Annotated in this window: 14 protein-coding genes and 1 riboswitch; of the genes, 8 read left to right on the top strand and 6 right to left on the bottom strand. The window is 66.3% G+C overall.

The window, feature by feature from the left end; genetic code table 11:
• Positions 1-39: 39 nt before the first annotated feature.
• The 4 genes from ACGGKE_RS12480 to ACGGKE_RS12465 all read right to left on the bottom strand — a co-directional run bounded on the left by ACGGKE_RS12480 (position 40) and on the right by ACGGKE_RS12465 (position 4198).
• A complete protein-coding gene (locus ACGGKE_RS12480; RefSeq protein ID WP_394441978.1) occupies positions 40-1491 on the bottom strand; it encodes an NAD(P)-dependent oxidoreductase in 1452 nt (483 codons plus the stop codon).
• Between the two features lie 165 nt (positions 1492-1656).
• Positions 1657-2466, bottom strand: coding sequence for an undecaprenyl-diphosphate phosphatase (locus ACGGKE_RS12475; RefSeq protein WP_394438339.1), 810 nt, complete (start codon positions 2464-2466; stop codon positions 1657-1659).
• Between the two features lie 107 nt (positions 2467-2573).
• Positions 2574-3500 carry a complex I NDUFA9 subunit family protein gene (locus tag ACGGKE_RS12470; RefSeq protein ID WP_394438337.1) on the bottom strand — a complete coding sequence of 309 codons (927 nt, stop codon included), beginning with the start codon at positions 3498-3500 and terminating at the stop codon, positions 2574-2576.
• 113 nt (positions 3501-3613) lie between these two features.
• The gene (locus ACGGKE_RS12465; protein ID WP_394438335.1) at positions 3614-4198 is read right to left on the bottom strand and encodes a TMEM165/GDT1 family protein; all 585 of its coding nucleotides are present in this window, start codon (positions 4196-4198) and stop codon (positions 3614-3616) included.
• A gap of 99 nt (positions 4199-4297) precedes the next feature.
• A riboswitch (yybP-ykoY riboswitch) is annotated at positions 4298-4403 on the bottom strand.
• A 33-nt stretch (positions 4404-4436) separates the two neighbouring features.
• On the opposite strand from ACGGKE_RS12465, the gene ACGGKE_RS12460 reads away from it, so the two are divergent.
• The gene (locus tag ACGGKE_RS12460) at positions 4437-4850 is read left to right on the top strand and encodes a DUF1801 domain-containing protein (RefSeq protein ID WP_394438333.1); all 414 of its coding nucleotides are present in this window, start codon (positions 4437-4439) and stop codon (positions 4848-4850) included.
• Positions 4851-4855: 5 nt separating this feature from the next.
• Here ACGGKE_RS12460 and ACGGKE_RS12455 read toward each other — a convergent pair whose 3' ends face one another.
• Positions 4856-5734 carry a 3-hydroxyacyl-CoA dehydrogenase NAD-binding domain-containing protein gene (locus tag ACGGKE_RS12455; RefSeq protein ID WP_394441975.1) on the bottom strand — a complete coding sequence of 293 codons (879 nt, stop codon included), beginning with the start codon at positions 5732-5734 and terminating at the stop codon, positions 4856-4858.
• A 178-nt stretch (positions 5735-5912) separates the two neighbouring features.
• Between ACGGKE_RS12455 and ACGGKE_RS12450 the strand changes: the two genes are divergently transcribed.
• The 7 genes from ACGGKE_RS12450 (at position 5913) to ACGGKE_RS12420 (ending at position 11457) form a co-directional block, all read left to right on the top strand.
• Entirely contained in the window at positions 5913-6383 is a 471-nt protein-coding gene (locus ACGGKE_RS12450; RefSeq protein ID WP_394438331.1) for a YbgC/FadM family acyl-CoA thioesterase, read from the top strand.
• Entirely contained in the window at positions 6380-7084 is a 705-nt protein-coding gene (tolQ, locus tag ACGGKE_RS12445) for a protein TolQ (RefSeq protein WP_228167538.1), read from the top strand. The genes ACGGKE_RS12450 and tolQ overlap by 4 nt, the downstream gene beginning before the upstream one ends.
• A gap of 34 nt (positions 7085-7118) precedes the next feature.
• Complete coding sequence (tolR, locus tag ACGGKE_RS12440) at positions 7119-7571, top strand: protein TolR (RefSeq protein WP_394438328.1); 453 nt, start codon at positions 7119-7121, stop codon at positions 7569-7571.
• Positions 7572-7589: 18 nt separating this feature from the next.
• Positions 7590-8555 (top strand): cell envelope biogenesis protein TolA, encoded by a 966-nt coding sequence (locus ACGGKE_RS12435; protein ID WP_394438326.1) that lies wholly within the window; start codon positions 7590-7592, stop codon positions 8553-8555.
• On the top strand, positions 8552-9886 hold the full coding sequence (gene tolB / locus ACGGKE_RS12430; RefSeq protein ID WP_394438324.1) for a Tol-Pal system beta propeller repeat protein TolB: 1335 nt from the start codon (positions 8552-8554) through the stop codon (positions 9884-9886). The genes ACGGKE_RS12435 and tolB overlap by 4 nt, the downstream gene beginning before the upstream one ends.
• 104 nt (positions 9887-9990) lie before the next feature.
• Complete coding sequence (gene pal, locus ACGGKE_RS12425) at positions 9991-10509, top strand: peptidoglycan-associated lipoprotein Pal (RefSeq protein WP_394438322.1); 519 nt, start codon at positions 9991-9993, stop codon at positions 10507-10509.
• 165 nt (positions 10510-10674) lie between these two features.
• Positions 10675-11457 (top strand): IclR family transcriptional regulator, encoded by a 783-nt coding sequence (locus ACGGKE_RS12420; protein ID WP_394438320.1) that lies wholly within the window; start codon positions 10675-10677, stop codon positions 11455-11457.
• 83 nt (positions 11458-11540) lie between these two features.
• On the opposite strand, the gene ACGGKE_RS12415 is transcribed toward ACGGKE_RS12420, so the two are convergent.
• Positions 11541-14483, bottom strand: coding sequence for a TonB-dependent receptor (locus ACGGKE_RS12415; protein ID WP_394438318.1), 2943 nt, complete (start codon positions 14481-14483; stop codon positions 11541-11543).
• Between the last annotated feature and the right edge of the window lie 22 nt (positions 14484-14505).

Raw genomic sequence — 14505 nt, 5'->3', positions numbered from 1 at the left:
GGCGCTTCCTCATAAATCCGTTCGGAGGGAAAGATCATATCAAGCAGCGACGCGATCGCCCGACGCCGCCCTGGCTTTCGCCTTCAAATAGCGGTGCATATGTTCGGTCACGTCGCGCCCGTCCCGGATCGCCCAGACGACAAGGCTTGCGCCGCGCACGATGTCGCCGGCGGCGAAGACGCCGTCCAGGCTGGTCATCATCGTCTTGTGATCGACGCGCAGCGTGCCCCAGCGCGTGACGGACAGGTCGTCCGCGCCGAACAGCTTGGGCAGCTCCTCCGGGTCATAGCCCAGCGCCTTGATCACCAGGTCCGCCTCCAGGCTGTACTCGCTACCCGGGTCCGGCTCGGGCGCGCGGCGGCCCGATGCGTCGGGCTGGCCCAGGCGCATCTTCGTCACCTTGACGCCGGTGACATGATCCGTGCCCTCGAACGCGATCGGCGCGGTCAGCCACACGAACTCGACGCCTTCCTCCTCGGCATTGGCGACCTCACGCTGCGATCCGGGCATATTGTCGCGGTCGCGGCGATAGAGGCACTTCACCGACTTCGCGCCCTGGCGGATGGCCGTGCGCACGCAATCCATCGCCGTGTCGCCGCCGCCGATGACGACGACATTCTTGCCCGTCGCCAGCAGCGATCCATCCGCATGCTCGGGCACGTCATCGCCAAAGCCCGCCTTGTTGGAGGCGGTGAGATAGTCGAGCGCCTTCACCACGCCCGCCGCACCCACGCCCGGCGCGCGGATGTCGCGCGGCTTGTAGACGCCGGTCGCGATCAGGATGGCGTCGTGCCTGTCGCGCAGCTGCTCCATGGTCGCGTCGCGGCCGACCTCGAAACTTTCGTGGAAGACGATGCCGCCGTCCTTCAACCGCTGGATGCGGCGCATGACGACGTCCTTTTCCAGCTTGAAGCCGGGGATGCCATAGGTCAGCAGACCCCCGGCGCGATCGTGCCGGTCATAGACATGCACCTCATGCCCCGCCGCGCGCAGATATTCAGCGGTGGTGAGGCCGGCCGGCCCCGCGCCGATCACGCCGACCGACTGGCCGGTGGGGCTGCCGGGCACCAGCGGCTCGACCCAGCCTTCCTTCCAGGCGGTGTCAGTGATGAATTTTTCGACGCTGCCGATGGTGACGGCGCCATGGCCGGAAAATTCGATGACGCAATTGCCTTCGCACAGCCGATCCTGCGGGCAGATGCGGCCGCAGATTTCGGGCATGGTGCTGGTCAGGTTCGACAGCTCATAGGCTTCGCGCAGCCGCCCCTCGGCAGTCAGGCGCAGCCAGTCGGGAATATGATTGTGCAGCGGGCAATGCGTCGAGCAATAGGGCACGCCGCATTGCGAGCAGCGCGACGCCTGCTCCTCGGCCCGGTCGAGGATGAAGCTGCGGCTGATCTCCAGAAAATCATCCGCGCGGTCGTCGGCCGCTCGCTTGTCCGGATAGGCTTGGCCCAAGCCCACAAATTTCAGCATCGGATTGTCGGCCATCATGCGTCCCCAACGTCAGTGTCGGGCAGGCAGATAGCAGAATAATCCGCGGAGTCACGCGGATTCTGATGATTATGGCAGCATAGCTGACCTACTTAATGCGCTTCACCGTGCTTGTTGCGACAGGCTCGCAACAGCCAGCCTGAAATCTGTTCCGTTTCGGCCCTATCGCATAGCCAGCCAGATCAACGCCGCCACCCCGGCGCCGATTCGGTACCAGGCAAAGGGCGCGAATCCATGTTTCGACACCAGCCCGACGAACCAGCGAATGACCAGCAAAGCGACCAAGAAGGACACGGCAAAGCCCAGTGCGATGCTGTCCCATCCGACCGCGGCGCTGGTGATCCGGTCGCCCTTCTTCAGCAGCTCCAGCGTCGTCGCGCCCAGCATCGTCGGGATGGCGAGGAAGAAGCTGAATTCGGCGGCCGTGCGTCGTTCGACGCCCAGCGTCAGCGCGCCCATGATGGTTGCCCCAGACCGGCTCACCCCCGGCACCATCGCCAGGCACTGGATGAAGCCGATGCCGATCACTCGCGCCAGCGGAATGTCGGCGATGCCGTGGAACAGATTCTGCTTCACCATGCGCTCGATCAGCAGGATGGCGATGCCACCGGCGATCAGCGCCCAGGCGACGACCTGCGGCGCGCCCAGCAGCATCTCTATATAGTCGTGCAGCGCCAGGCCGATGACCGCCGCGGGGATGAAGGCGACGACCAGGTTGCGCAGGAAGCGCCAGCTCACGGCTTCGCGCCGCAGCAGCCCCATCGCCACCGCCCAGAAGGTGCGCCAGTACAGCACCACCACCGCTAGGATCGCGCCCAGCTGGATGACGACGTTGAACATCGCCCAGGTCGCGGCGTCATAGCCCAGCAGTTCGCTCGCCAGGATCAGGTGCCCGGTCGAGGATACGGGCAGGAACTCGGTCAGCCCCTCGACGATGCCCAGCAGGATGACGGTCAGATAATGAAGGTCCATGGCTGCGCCCTATTCGCCTCGCACAAAAAATCCTCCCCGGTTGCGGGGAGGAGCGGAAAAAGGCGGGACGGCGTATGCGCCGTCCCGATCCGGATCGGTCAGGATGGTCAGGCGCGCACGCGGCCGGCGAAGCGGCCATGCTTGCGATAGCGCACCATCCACTTGTCGGCGACCGCGCCCATCGGCGTCGGCGCGACGCCCAGCGCGTCCAACCCCAGCGCACCGGGCGCGGCGACATTGTCGCGGCCCAGCATCGCCAGCTGGTCGCGGGTGATCGGCCCGCCCGGCAGCATCGCCAGCAGCGACGCGACGCCGCCCGGCACGTCGACCACCGGCTTGTCGCGACCGATCGTCTTGGCGATCCAGGTGTTGATCTCCTTCATCGTCATCACCTGCGGGCCGGCGACCTCATAGATCTTGCCGCCATGCAGGTCCGGCTGCTCCGCCGCATTGACGATCGCGTCGGCGACATCGCCGACATAGACGGGCTGAAACCGGGTCGCGCCGCCGATCACCGGAATGACCGGCGCGGCCCCGATGATCCCGGCGAAACGGTTGAGGAACTGGTCCTCGGGCCCGAAGATGATCGACGGGCGAATGATGGTCGCACCGGGGAAGGCCGCGCGCACCGCCGCCTCGCCCGCCGCCTTGGACCGGCCATAGGCCGATGGGCTGTCGGCGTCCGCGCCGATCGCCGACACATGCACCAGCGCGCGCACGTTGGCGGCCGCGGCGGCCTGCGCGACATGGGCCGCGCCCTGATGATGAAACGCCTCGAAATCGCCGGACAGGATGCCCACCAGATTGATGACGATGTCGCTGCCGACGATGGCGCGCTCGACCGTCGCGGGCTTGCGGATGTCGGCCGCCACGAACTGGGTCTGGCCCAGCGCGCCCAGCGGCTTCACCTTGACCGCGCTGGCCAGGTCCCGCTGCGCGATCCGCACGCGCGCGCCCCGCGCCATCAGCGCCTGTGCGACCTGCCGGCCCAGAAAGCCGCCGCCGCCGAAGATCGTAACCAGACTGTCCTTCATCACGCGCGTCCCATGTCTTTCAAGCTGAAGGGAATGACTCCGCCGATCCCCTTGCAACAGCCGCCGCGCGCTGACAACCGCCCCGCGCGCGGCGCGTTCCTTTTTTGCGCCTTTCAAGGCCGGGTTATCCAGCCCTGAAGATCGACGATCATCCACAGCCCCAGCAGCAGGAACAGCAGGGCCGCGCCCATCTGCAACGCCCGCATCGGCACGCGCCGGGCCAGCGCTTCGCCGAACAGCACCGCGGGCAGATTGGCGATCATCATGCCCAGCGTCGTCCCCGCGGTCACCGCCAGCAGATCGCCGAACCGCGCGCCCAGCGCCACGGTCGCGACCTGCGTCTTATCGCCCATCTCCAGCAGAAAGAAGGCGATGAGCGTCGTTGCGAACACTCCCGCGCGCGACGGTGCGGCCAGCGGCGCGTCCTCGTCGATCCGGTCGGGGACCAGCGTCCACGCCGCCATGGCGATGAAGGATAGGGCCACGGCATAGCGGAACCAGGGTCGGTCGAGCACGCCGGCCACGGCGTGGCCGAGGGACGCGGCCAGAAAATGATTGGCCAGTGTCGCCACGAATATGCCCAGGATGATGGGCGCGGATTTTCTGAAGCGCGTGGCGAGCAGCATGGCGAGCAGTTGCGTCTTGTCGCCCATTTCGGCGAGCGCGACCAGCGCTGTGGAGGTGAGCAGGGCTTCCATCGGGACTGTTCCGGGGCCGGGCAAGGATGAAGGACACAATGCCATCGCCGCCTTCCGCCCGGCCAGACAGGAACGCGCCGATGCCATTGGTCTCGCCCGATGCGGCTTTGCGCCGCCTCCCATACGCCATGACCTCTCGGCCAAATATGTTGACGCATGGCCCGTTCTTTACGGAACGGCTGGCTACTCCCCAGATGACGCGCTAGCCTGTAGGACGCGGCAATGGGAAAGGCAAGCCATGGGCGTGGCGAACAAGACGGCCGAAACCGACGCGGCGGTGGATCTGTATCTCGCGCGGGTGCAGCCGCCCGAGCGCCAGGCGGACGGGCGCGTCGTCACGGCGCTGATGGCCCGCCTGTCGGGCACGCCCCCGGCCATGTGGGGGCCCAGCATCATCGGCTTTGGCCGCTATCATTATCGCCATGACAGCGGGCGCGAGGGCGACATGTGCCGCATCGGCTTCTCGCCTCGCAAGGCGGAGCTGGTCTTCTACCTGCCGGGCCTCGAAGACGCCGACCTCTTCCCGCTCGGTCCGCACCGCCGGGGCAAGGGCTGTCTCTACATCAAGCGGCTCTCGGCGATCGACCTGGCGGTGCTGGAAAGGCTGATCGCCCGCAGCCTGGCTCATATGAACGCGCACTACCCGCGCTGAGAAGCTCAGCGGGTTGGCACCGGCTCGGGCCCCGAATAATCGTAAAAGCCGCGCCCCGTCTTGCGGCCATACCAGCCAGCCTCGGCATATTTCACCAGCAGCGGCGCGGGACGATATTTGGGATCGCCCGTGGTGGTCAGGAACACGTTGAGGATTTCCAGCGCGGTATCCAGCCCGACGAAATCCAGCAGCGTCAGCGGCCCCATCGGATGGTTGAGCCCCAGCTTGCAGCCCTGGTCGATGTCCGTGACGCTGCCCACGCCCTCGCCCAGCACGAACACCGCTTCGTTCAGCATCGGCAGCAGGATGCGATTGACGACGAAGCCGGGCGCATCGAACGCATGGACCACCGTCTTGCCGATCTTCCCGGCAAAGGCCTCCACCGCGGCCACCGTTTCGGGCGTGGTGGCCAAGCCGCGAATGACCTCCACCAGCACCATGACCGGCACGGGATTGAAGAAATGGACGCCCACGAACCGGCCGGCGTCGGGCGCGGCCTGCGCCAGCCGCGTGATCGGGATGGAGGATGTGTTGGTCGCCAGGATCGCGTCCGCCGCCAGGATCGCGCCGACATTGCCGAAGATCGCGCGCTTTACCTCCTCGCGCTCGGTCGCGGCCTCGATCACCAGCTGCGCCTCGGCCAGCGGCGCGATCTCGCCCACCGGCCTGATCCGCGCCAGCGCGGCGTCGGCGTCGGCCTCACTGATCTTTTCCTTCTCGACCGCGCGTGCCAGCAGCTTGGCGATGTTCGCCTTGCCCTTTTCCGCGCGCGGCAGGTCGATGTCGGAAAGGATCACATCATAGCCCGCCTGCGCCGCCACCTGGGCGATGCCGATGCCCATCTGTCCCGCGCCGATCACGCCTGTGGTGCGAATATCCGTCATGCCTGCCATCTCCCGATTGAGTCCTTACTCGTCCCTTAGCTTTCCCACCATCGTCCGACCAGTGGCGGCGGCGCAGGATCGGCCCGTCGATCAATGGCCACGCACCAGCCGCAGGGCGAAGCGCGCTGACTCATTTTCCGTCTTTGCCTGACGCCCGCGCCATGGTTAAAAGCCCGCCATGTCCTCTCCCGACCCGATGCCAGCGCCGGCAACCGGACGCTTCCTGTCCGCCGTGCATCATTTCCCGCTGCGCATCTATTTCGAGGACACCGACCTGTCGGGCGTCGTCTACCATGCCAACTATCTGCGTTACATGGAGCGGGCCAGGTCCGACATGCTGCGCATCGCGGGCATCGACCAGCGCGGCGAACATGAAGGGGGCAGCGGCGTCTATGCCGTAACCGACCTGCAGATCCGCTATCGCCGCCCCGCGCGGCTGGACGATGAGCTGATGGTGGTCAGCCGCGTCGTCGACGTGCGCGCCGCCAGCTGCGCCATTCATCAGTCAGTCATGCGGGGCGACGAAGAACTGACCGACGCCACCATCACCGTCGCCTGGCTGACGCCGCAGGGCCGCCCGCAGCGCCAGCCCAGGACCTGGACCGACATCTATACTCGCCTTTGCCAAGGGGAAGACATCCACCCATGACGCTCAACCTGCCCGCCGGCGCGATCACCGACGCCGCGACCATTTCCCCGCTCGCCCTGTTCCTTCAGGCCGACATCGTCGTGAAGGGGGTGATGATCGGCCTGTTGCTGGCCAGCATCTGGACCTGGGCGATGATCATCGGCTTCAGCGTCACGCTGCGCAAGGCCAGCCGGGAAAGCCGCAAGTTCGAAGCGGATTTCTGGAAGGCGGAGGATATCGACCGCTTCTACGAAGCGCGCGGCAAGGCCGGCTTTCCGGCGGCCAAGGTGATGGCGGCGGGCGTTACCGAATGGCGCCGCTCGACCGCGCAGAAGGTGATCGACCGCGAAGGCACGCGCGACCGCCTGTCGACCGTCATGTCCAGCACCATCGCGGGCGAGGTCGACCGCCTGTCGGATCGGCTCAACATGCTGGCGACGATCGGATCGGTCGCGCCCTTCGTCGGCCTGTTCGGCACGGTCTGGGGCATCATGCGCGCCTTCACCTCGATCGCGGCGGAGCAGAACAGCTCGCTCGCCGTCGTCGCGCCGGGCATCGCCGAAGCCCTGTTCGCGACCGCCATCGGCCTGTTCGCCGCCATTCCCGCGGTCATCGCCTACAACCGGTTCAGCCATGGCATCAATCGGCTGGAAGCGGCGCTGTCGCGCTTCGCCGACGGCTTCTATTCGACGCTCAGCCGGGAACTGGAGGCGCAACGCTGATGCCGGCAGCAGCTGACATGCAGGGCGCACGCTGATGGCGATGTCGGGCCCTCCCTCCGGCCGGCGCGGCCGCGCCCGCGCGCCGATGGCCGACATCAATGTGACGCCGCTGGTCGACGTCATGCTGGTGCTGCTGATCATCTTCATGGTGACAGCGCCGCTGCTGGTGACCGGCGTGCCGGTGAACCTGCCCGAAACTCGCGCCAAGGGGCTGGATCAGGACGCCAAGCCGACCGTGGTGTCGATCGACCGCGACGGCGGCCTTTTCATCGACGACGCGCAGGTCAGCGACGCCGAACTGCCCGACCGCTTGGCCGAAATCCTCGCCGCCAATGCCGGCAAGCCCGACGCGCCGCAGATTTTCCTGCGCGCCGACACCGCGCTCGATTATGGCCGGGTGATGCGGGTCATGGGCGAGCTGAACCGTGCGGGCCTCAACAAGGTCGCACTGGTCAGCACCGGTTCGGACAGCGACGGTTCAGAATAGGGGCCATAGGTCGTTCATATGGAGCGCGCGGAAAAGATCGGCCTTGGGGTCGCGACGGCGGGACACGTCCTCCTGTTCGGCTTGCTGTCGGCCGACTTTCTCTCGACCCCCAACCCGCTCAAGCTCAACAGCCCGCCCATGGATGTGAGCCTGGTGGACGAAGTGGCGCTCAAGTCCATGGCGCCGCAGGTCTCGACTGAGCCGCCCCCGCCCAGCGTGGCGCCCGACGAAGGCCCGACCGAGGACGCCGCCCCCGCGCCCGAGCCAGCGCCTGCCCCCGAACCGACTCCCGCGCCGCCCGAGCCCACGCCCGCACCGCCCCGCCCCGCCCCCAGGGAAGCCCCGGCCAAACCGAAGGAAAAGCCCGCGCAGCCCAAGAAGGCCGTCGCCAAGACGCCTGCCAAGTCCAAGCCGGCAGCGGAAAAACCCGCAGCCAAGGCCCCGTCCAAGCCGGAAAAACCGACGCCCAAGCCTGCCGCCGCCGCGCCCGCCAAATCGTCGACGAAAAGCGCGAAGCAGAACGATGCGCCCGCCAAGGCTTCGGGGTCCGGCAAGGCAGACAAACCCCGCGGCTCGCTGCTGGGCAAGGATTTCCTCAAGGGCATCGACACCAGCGCCGACGCCCCGCGCAAGGCCGCGCCCGCGCCCGCCGCGACGATGGGGCCGGCGCAGAAATCCGCGCTCGACGCGGAAATTCGCCGCCAGCTCAAGCCCCATTGGCGGCCCCCTTCGGGCGCGGACGCGGACCGGCTGGTGACGCTGCTGGAGGTGCGCCTCGACAAGAGCGGCGCACTGGTGGGCACGCCGCAGGTCATCGACCAGCAAGGGGTGACCGCCAGCAACCGGCCGCAGGCCAAGCTGCATGCGGAGCGCGCGATCCAGGCGGTAAAACTCGCCGCGCCCTTCCGGAATTTGCCCCCTGAATTTCACGACCAATGGAAATGGCTCCGGCCACTCCGCTTTGACGCGAGGCTGAACCGATGAAGACCACCTTCCTGCGCGCCCTGTCGCTCGCGACCGTCGCGCTTGCCGCCCTGCTGTCCGCGCCGGCCATGGCGCAGCTGTCGGTCGACGTGACCGGCGACATCGACAGCAATTTGAAGATCGCGGTGCCCCCCATGCCCGCGCAGCAGGAGGCGACGACGCCCGCCGGATCGGCCAGCGACCTTGGCCGCAAGGTGGCCGAAGTGATCGCCTCGGACCTCAAGGGGTCCGGCCTGTTCGATCCGTCCGGCCCGGGCGGCCTGCCCGCCATTCCCTTCCCCGAAGTCACCTTCCCCCAATATGAAAAATGGGGCGCCTATCAGGCGCTGGTGCAGGGCTTCGTGCGCACCAGCGGGGGCGAGGCCGACATCACGGTGGGCTGCTATCTCTACGACGTCGCGCTGAAACAGGAACTCACGCGCCAGGGCTTCGTCGTCGCGCCGCGCGACTGGCGCCGGGCCGCGCACAAATGCGCCGACGCCATCTATGCGCGCCTGTCGGGCGAAAGCCCCTTCTTCGACAGCCGCATCGCCTATATCGCCGAAAGCGGTCCCAAGGGGAACCGCACCAAGCGGCTCGCCATCATGGATTCGGATGGCGCCAACCACCGTTTCATCACCAATGGCCAGTCGATCGCGCTCACCCCGCGTTTCTCGCCCGATTACAAGTCGATCGTCTATGTCAGCTATCTGGGCGCGCGCGTACGCCTCTATGTCTATGACATCGGGACGGGGCAGCAGCGGCTGGTGACCGAAAGCAACAACCCGACCTTCGCGCCGCGCTGGTCGCCCGACGGGCGCAACATCCTCTTCTCGATGGCGGCGGCGGGCAATACCGACATCTACCGCGTCTCGGCCAATGGCGGCTCGCCGGTGCGGCTCACCAATTCGCCCGGCATTGACGTCGGCGGCAGCTATTCGCCCGATGGCAGCCGCATCGTCTTCGAAAGCGACCGCTCGGGCGGGCAGCAGCTCTATGTCATGAACGCCGATGGGTCGAACCAGCGCCGCATCAGCCATGGCGGCGGCCGCTATGCGACGCCCGAATGGAGCCCGCGCGGCGACCTCATCGCCTTCACCAAGATGTCGGGCGACTTCAAGATCGCGGTGATGACGCCCAATGGCGACGATGAGCGGATCCTGACCAATGGCTGGCAGGACGAACAGCCGACCTGGTCGCCCAATGGCCGCGTGCTGCAATATTTCCGCACCACGCCCGGCCGCCAGGGCACCAGCCAGGTGTGGCAGGTGGACCTGACCGGCGTCAACGAACGCCGCATCCCGACGCCGCTCAGCGGATCGGATCCGGCCTGGGGCCCGTTGCTGCCCTGACCGGGCGTGGGACCCAATCGTCTTGACAGCGTAACGATATCTACAGACCCTGTCGCCGGCTTGGCTCGTCCAGGCGGCAGACAGCGCAACAAGGAGACCTTGTGATGAAATTGTCCCGGACCTTGCTGGCTGCGAGCGCCATCATCGCGCTTGCCGCCTGTTCGAAGAAGCCGCCGGCGGAACTGCCGCCCGCGCCCGGCGGCACCGATGCCGGCAGCACCATGCCGACCGGCCCGACGACGCCCGACGGCCCGCGCAAGGGCAGCCAGGAGGATTTCGTCGCCTCGGTCGCCTCCGACCGCATCTTCTTCGGCCTCGACCAATATGATGTCGATGCGGAGGATCAGGCGACGCTGCAAAGCCAGGCCGCCTGGCTGCAGCAGAACCCGTCGGTCCGCGTCACGATCGAGGGGCATGCCGACGAACGCGGCACCCGCGACTATAATATCGCGCTGGGCGAACGCCGCGCCAACGCCGCGAAAAACTATCTCGCCTCGCTCGGCATCGATCCGGGCCGCATCACCACCGTCAGCTATGGCAAGGAACGCCCCGCCGCGCTCGGCTCGGACGAGGCAGCCTGGGCGCAGAATCGCCGCGCGGTGACCGTCACCATTCAATATTGATCGTCCGGGCGATCGCGTCCGTCGAAAAGCAGGGGCCCGCCGGTCGCGCGACCGGCGGGCCCCTGCTTTTCGGGGAACAAATCTGCTGACAAAGCCGCCAAATTGCCCGATAGGCTTTCCGATATATGGGACGCGTCCGCCATATGGGACGCGGGAGACTTGATCATGGCAGTGCAGAATAGCGAAGAGAAGCAGGAGCAGGGGGTCAAGGGCACGCAGACGCTGATGCGCGCGCTCGACATCATGGACGAAGTGATCGACGGGCCGATCCGCGCCGCCGACCTCGCGCGCAAGCTCGGCATGAGCAAGACCACCGCGCATCGGCTGGTGCAGGCGCTGCGCTCGCGCAACTATCTGTCAGTGACGCGCGACGGCTTCGCTCTTGGCCCCAAGCTGCTGCAGCTGGGCGTGCTCGCGACCGAGCAGATCGACTATGTCCGCGTCGCGCGCCCCTTCATGGAGCTGTTGTCCGAACGCACCGGCTTCTGCGTCTTCGTCGGCAAGCGCGAGGGCGAATTTTCCCGCCATCTCGACCGCGTCACCGGCACGCAGCGGCTGCGCGTCGCCACCGCGCCCGGCGACCGTCGCCCGATCGCGGAAACCGGCATCGGCAAGGCGCTGCTGCTCGACGAGAATGAGGAGACGTGGCAGAGCCTCTATGTCGAGGCCAAGGGCGGCACCGCCACCAAGGCGCAGATCGACCGTTTCCTCAAGGATATGCGCGCACACAAGGCGCGGGGCATGGTGCTGCACGACAGCGAACTGGGCGATGGCGTCCGGTCGGTCGCGGTGCCGGTCCGCGACGCCAAGGGCAAGATCGGCATCGCCATCTCGATCGCCAGCGCCGCGCATTATCTGACCGACGATGTGCGCCCGGAGCTGGCCGAACAGGTCCGCCGCGCCGCCGAGCAGATCAGCGACGCGGTCGGCTACGCCAAGCCGCGCTGACATCCCGCCTCCTCCCCGTCCAAGAAAATGGGCGCGGACCACGCCTGTGGCCGCGCCCATCAAGTTTGGGGAGGACTGGGTGATTACATCCGGTAGGTGACGCCGAAGGTGAAGGTCCGGCCGATCCGCGTCTCGAACAGCGTGTCCTGCCGCTGGCTGTCGATATAGAGGCGGTTCTGCTCGTCGGTCAGGTTCTGCGCCTCGACGATGATCTTCAGCCGGTCGGTGACATTGTAGCTGGCCGACGCGTCCATGTAGAATGTCTTGGCGTTGCCCTGCAGGTCACTGCCGGGCGATGCCGGAATGCCGCGGATGAACTTGTCGCGGAAATTGCCCGTGGTGCGGATGCTGAACTTGTCATCCTCATAATAGAGCGTGGCCGACGCCGTATTCTTCGACAGGCCGACGAGGTCCGCCGTGGTTGTCACCGTGGGCGTGCCGTTCACGCTGGCGAGGATATAGTCGATCTTCGACGTCACATGCGTGTAGTTCGCCAGCACGCCGAAATTGCCCAGGAATCCGTCCAGGAAGGTGAAGGGAATCTGCGCATTGAGCTCGATGCCCTTCAAGGGGCCGCCCGGCGTGTTGAAGGGCTGCGACACAGTGAACAGCTCGGTCGGCGCGGTGTTGGTCCCTTCCAGCAGCTCGATCGGCAGGCCCAGCTCGTTGAACGGAATCTGGCTGTTCACATTCTGGATGAAGCTCTTGATGTCCTTGTAGAAGAAGGCGGCCGACAGCAGCGATCCGGGGCGGAAATACCATTCCACCGCGACGTCGAAGGTATTGGCGCGAATGGGGTCCAGATAGGGATTGTTGACATTGCCGACGCGAGTAACGCCATTGACGCCGCTGGTGGGCGTCAGCAGGCCCAGTTCCGGCCGCGCCAACACCTTGGCGCCCGACAGGCGGACCAGCACGTTGCGCACCGGCTCGATCACGATATTCGCCGACGGCAGCCAGTCGTCATAGCTGTTGGTGGCCGCGGCGAACTGGCCGGTCAGGCCCGTGGGCGACGTCGCCCTGGCGACGGCGATATAGCCCGACGAGCGCATGTCAGTCTTGACGTAACGCACGCCGATGTCGCCGCGCACGCCAAAGCCGATCGCGTCCTCCAGGTCGAAATTCGCCATGGCATAGGCGCTCATCACCTCCTCGCGCACCCGGCTGTTGCCGCCGCCGCACTCGACGCCGCAATAGCGCACATCGTCGAAGCCGAAGGTGTCGGCCCATTTTTCCGGGTCGATCGCGGCCCAGCTGGACGGCGCGCCATTGCCCCACAGCTTGTCGACGCCCGTGATGCTGGTCGTGATGTCGGCCAGGCTGGTGCCCGCCGGCAGCGCCCGCACCACCAGGTCGGCCGAATAGGGCCGCAGGAAGGTCGACTTGAAGTCGCTGCGACGATACTGGCCGCCGACCTTGAAGGACAGGGCGTCATTGACCGTCCATTTGAGATTCATCTCGCCGGTCATGTTGTCGGTCGTGTTCTTCGAAGGCTTGCCCTGGTAGCTGAAGCCGCCCAGCACCGTGCCATCGGCCAGGCCAGGCGCATAGTTGAAGCTCGCCGGATCGTTGACGTCGATGCCGAAGCCGATCACCGGGGTCGACCCGCCATCGCGGAAATCGATCGAGAAGCCATCGGTGTTGATCGCGTCCATATAAGTCTGGAGCCGCTTCTTGCCGTCCCAGATGGAGCGGTTGAAGCCGACGATCCCGCTCACTTCCAGATTGTCGTTCAGGCGGCGGCGGAAATTGAGGTTCGCCTGCTTGAAGGTCGACACGAAATTGTCGACCAGTCCCTCCGAACGCACATCGACGCCGTCAAATTCGCCATAGACCAGCGACCCATTCTCGTCGAACTCGATGTCGCGCACCGATGTCATGGGCTGGCCATTGTTGGACGCGGACCGCGCGAAGGAGACGGCGGCGATATAATTGTCGCGGCGTGTCACTTCGAAACGCGAATAGAGCAGGTCGAGCGAGATGTCGGTGTCATCGTCGGGATTGAACTGCAGCGTCAGCGATCCGCCGATCCGCTCCTGGTCCTGCTCGCTGTTGAGGTATCGCGGCAGGCGCGGCAGGAACGCGCCGCTGCCCGGCGTGTTGGGCAAGTCGTCGCGGCGGAGATCCTGGATCGCCTGATAGGCGTCGGGATTGCTGGTGCGCGGGTTGCCGGTGCTGCAATTTTCAACCGTCACGCCACGCAGCGCCAGCTGTGCGGCCGTCTGGCCGGCGGTGTTGATCGGCGCGCCCAGCGGCGAACAGAAGCCGCCATTGGTGTTGGCCGACAGGATGTCCACCGCCGAATAGCCGACTTCGCGGATGTTGCGCTTCTGATAGGCGATGGAGCCCAATATGCCAAAGCCGCTGTCGCCGAACTTCTTGGAAATGAGCATCGACGCGCGCGGATCGACCTTCTTCGACAGCTCGTTGTACACGCCCCGCGCGGTCATGGAGAGGACGAAATCGTCCTTCTGGTCCATCGGCTTGGGCGCGGACAGGTCGACCGTCGCGCCCAGCGACCCTTCCTCCACATCGGCCGACGGCGTCTTGCGCACCGACAGGGCGGAAAAAATTTCCGTGGGGAAGACGTTGAAGTCGAAGCTGCGGCCATTATTGCCCGCGCCGTAAATGTCGGACGACCCGGTCTGCGACGTGCCTTCCATGCCGTTGATGCGCACGCGAGTGAAACCGGCGCCCAGGCCGCGGACCGAAATATTGCGCCCTTCGCCGCCATCGCCGCGCGCCAGCGCCACGCCGGGCACGCGCTGCATCGATTCGGCAAGGTTCGAATCAGGGAATTTCCCGATGTCTTCCGCGACGATCGAATCGATCGCGGCCGCCTCCTGCCGTTTCATGCCCAGCGCGCTGTCGAGCGACGCGCGGAAGCCGGTGACCACGATGTCGGCGGTTTCCTGCTCGGCGGGCTGGTCCTGCGCCGCCGCGGACCCGGCGATCATCATGGTGGAAGCGATGGCCAGCGCCGACACCCGGCGCGTGAAAATGGCACGTGTCACCTGAACCGACATATATCCTCCCCTATGCCCCGGC

This window comes from Sphingobium naphthae (genome assembly GCF_043589935.1).
In the GTDB taxonomy this organism is placed as follows: Bacteria; Pseudomonadota; Alphaproteobacteria; order Sphingomonadales; family Sphingomonadaceae; genus Sphingobium; species Sphingobium naphthae_A.
This window is presented reverse-complemented; position numbering and strand designations above follow the sequence as displayed.

Excerpts from the sequence above, each read along its gene's own strand:
- ACGGKE_RS12480 (WP_394441978.1), bottom strand. The coding sequence starts at position 1,491 with ATGGCCGACAATCCGATGCTGAAATTTGTGGGCTTGGGCCAAGCCTAT.
- ACGGKE_RS12475 (WP_394438339.1), bottom strand. The coding sequence starts at position 2,466 with ATGGACCTTCATTATCTGACCGTCATCCTGCTGGGCATCGTCGAGGGG.
- ACGGKE_RS12470 (WP_394438337.1), bottom strand. The coding sequence starts at position 3,500 with ATGAAGGACAGTCTGGTTACGATCTTCGGCGGCGGCGGCTTTCTGGGC.
- ACGGKE_RS12465 (WP_394438335.1), bottom strand. The coding sequence starts at position 4,198 with ATGGAAGCCCTGCTCACCTCCACAGCGCTGGTCGCGCTCGCCGAAATG.
- ACGGKE_RS12460 (WP_394438333.1), top strand. The coding sequence starts at position 4,437 with ATGGGCGTGGCGAACAAGACGGCCGAAACCGACGCGGCGGTGGATCTG.
- ACGGKE_RS12455 (WP_394441975.1), bottom strand. The coding sequence starts at position 5,734 with ATGACGGATATTCGCACCACAGGCGTGATCGGCGCGGGACAGATGGGC.
- ACGGKE_RS12450 (WP_394438331.1), top strand. The coding sequence starts at position 5,913 with ATGTCCTCTCCCGACCCGATGCCAGCGCCGGCAACCGGACGCTTCCTG.
- tolQ (WP_228167538.1), top strand. The coding sequence starts at position 6,380 with ATGACGCTCAACCTGCCCGCCGGCGCGATCACCGACGCCGCGACCATT.
- tolR (WP_394438328.1), top strand. The coding sequence starts at position 7,119 with ATGGCGATGTCGGGCCCTCCCTCCGGCCGGCGCGGCCGCGCCCGCGCG.
- ACGGKE_RS12435 (WP_394438326.1), top strand. The coding sequence starts at position 7,590 with ATGGAGCGCGCGGAAAAGATCGGCCTTGGGGTCGCGACGGCGGGACAC.
- tolB (WP_394438324.1), top strand. The coding sequence starts at position 8,552 with ATGAAGACCACCTTCCTGCGCGCCCTGTCGCTCGCGACCGTCGCGCTT.
- pal (WP_394438322.1), top strand. The coding sequence starts at position 9,991 with ATGAAATTGTCCCGGACCTTGCTGGCTGCGAGCGCCATCATCGCGCTT.
- ACGGKE_RS12420 (WP_394438320.1), top strand. The coding sequence starts at position 10,675 with ATGGCAGTGCAGAATAGCGAAGAGAAGCAGGAGCAGGGGGTCAAGGGC.
- ACGGKE_RS12415 (WP_394438318.1), bottom strand. The coding sequence starts at position 14,483 with ATGTCGGTTCAGGTGACACGTGCCATTTTCACGCGCCGGGTGTCGGCG.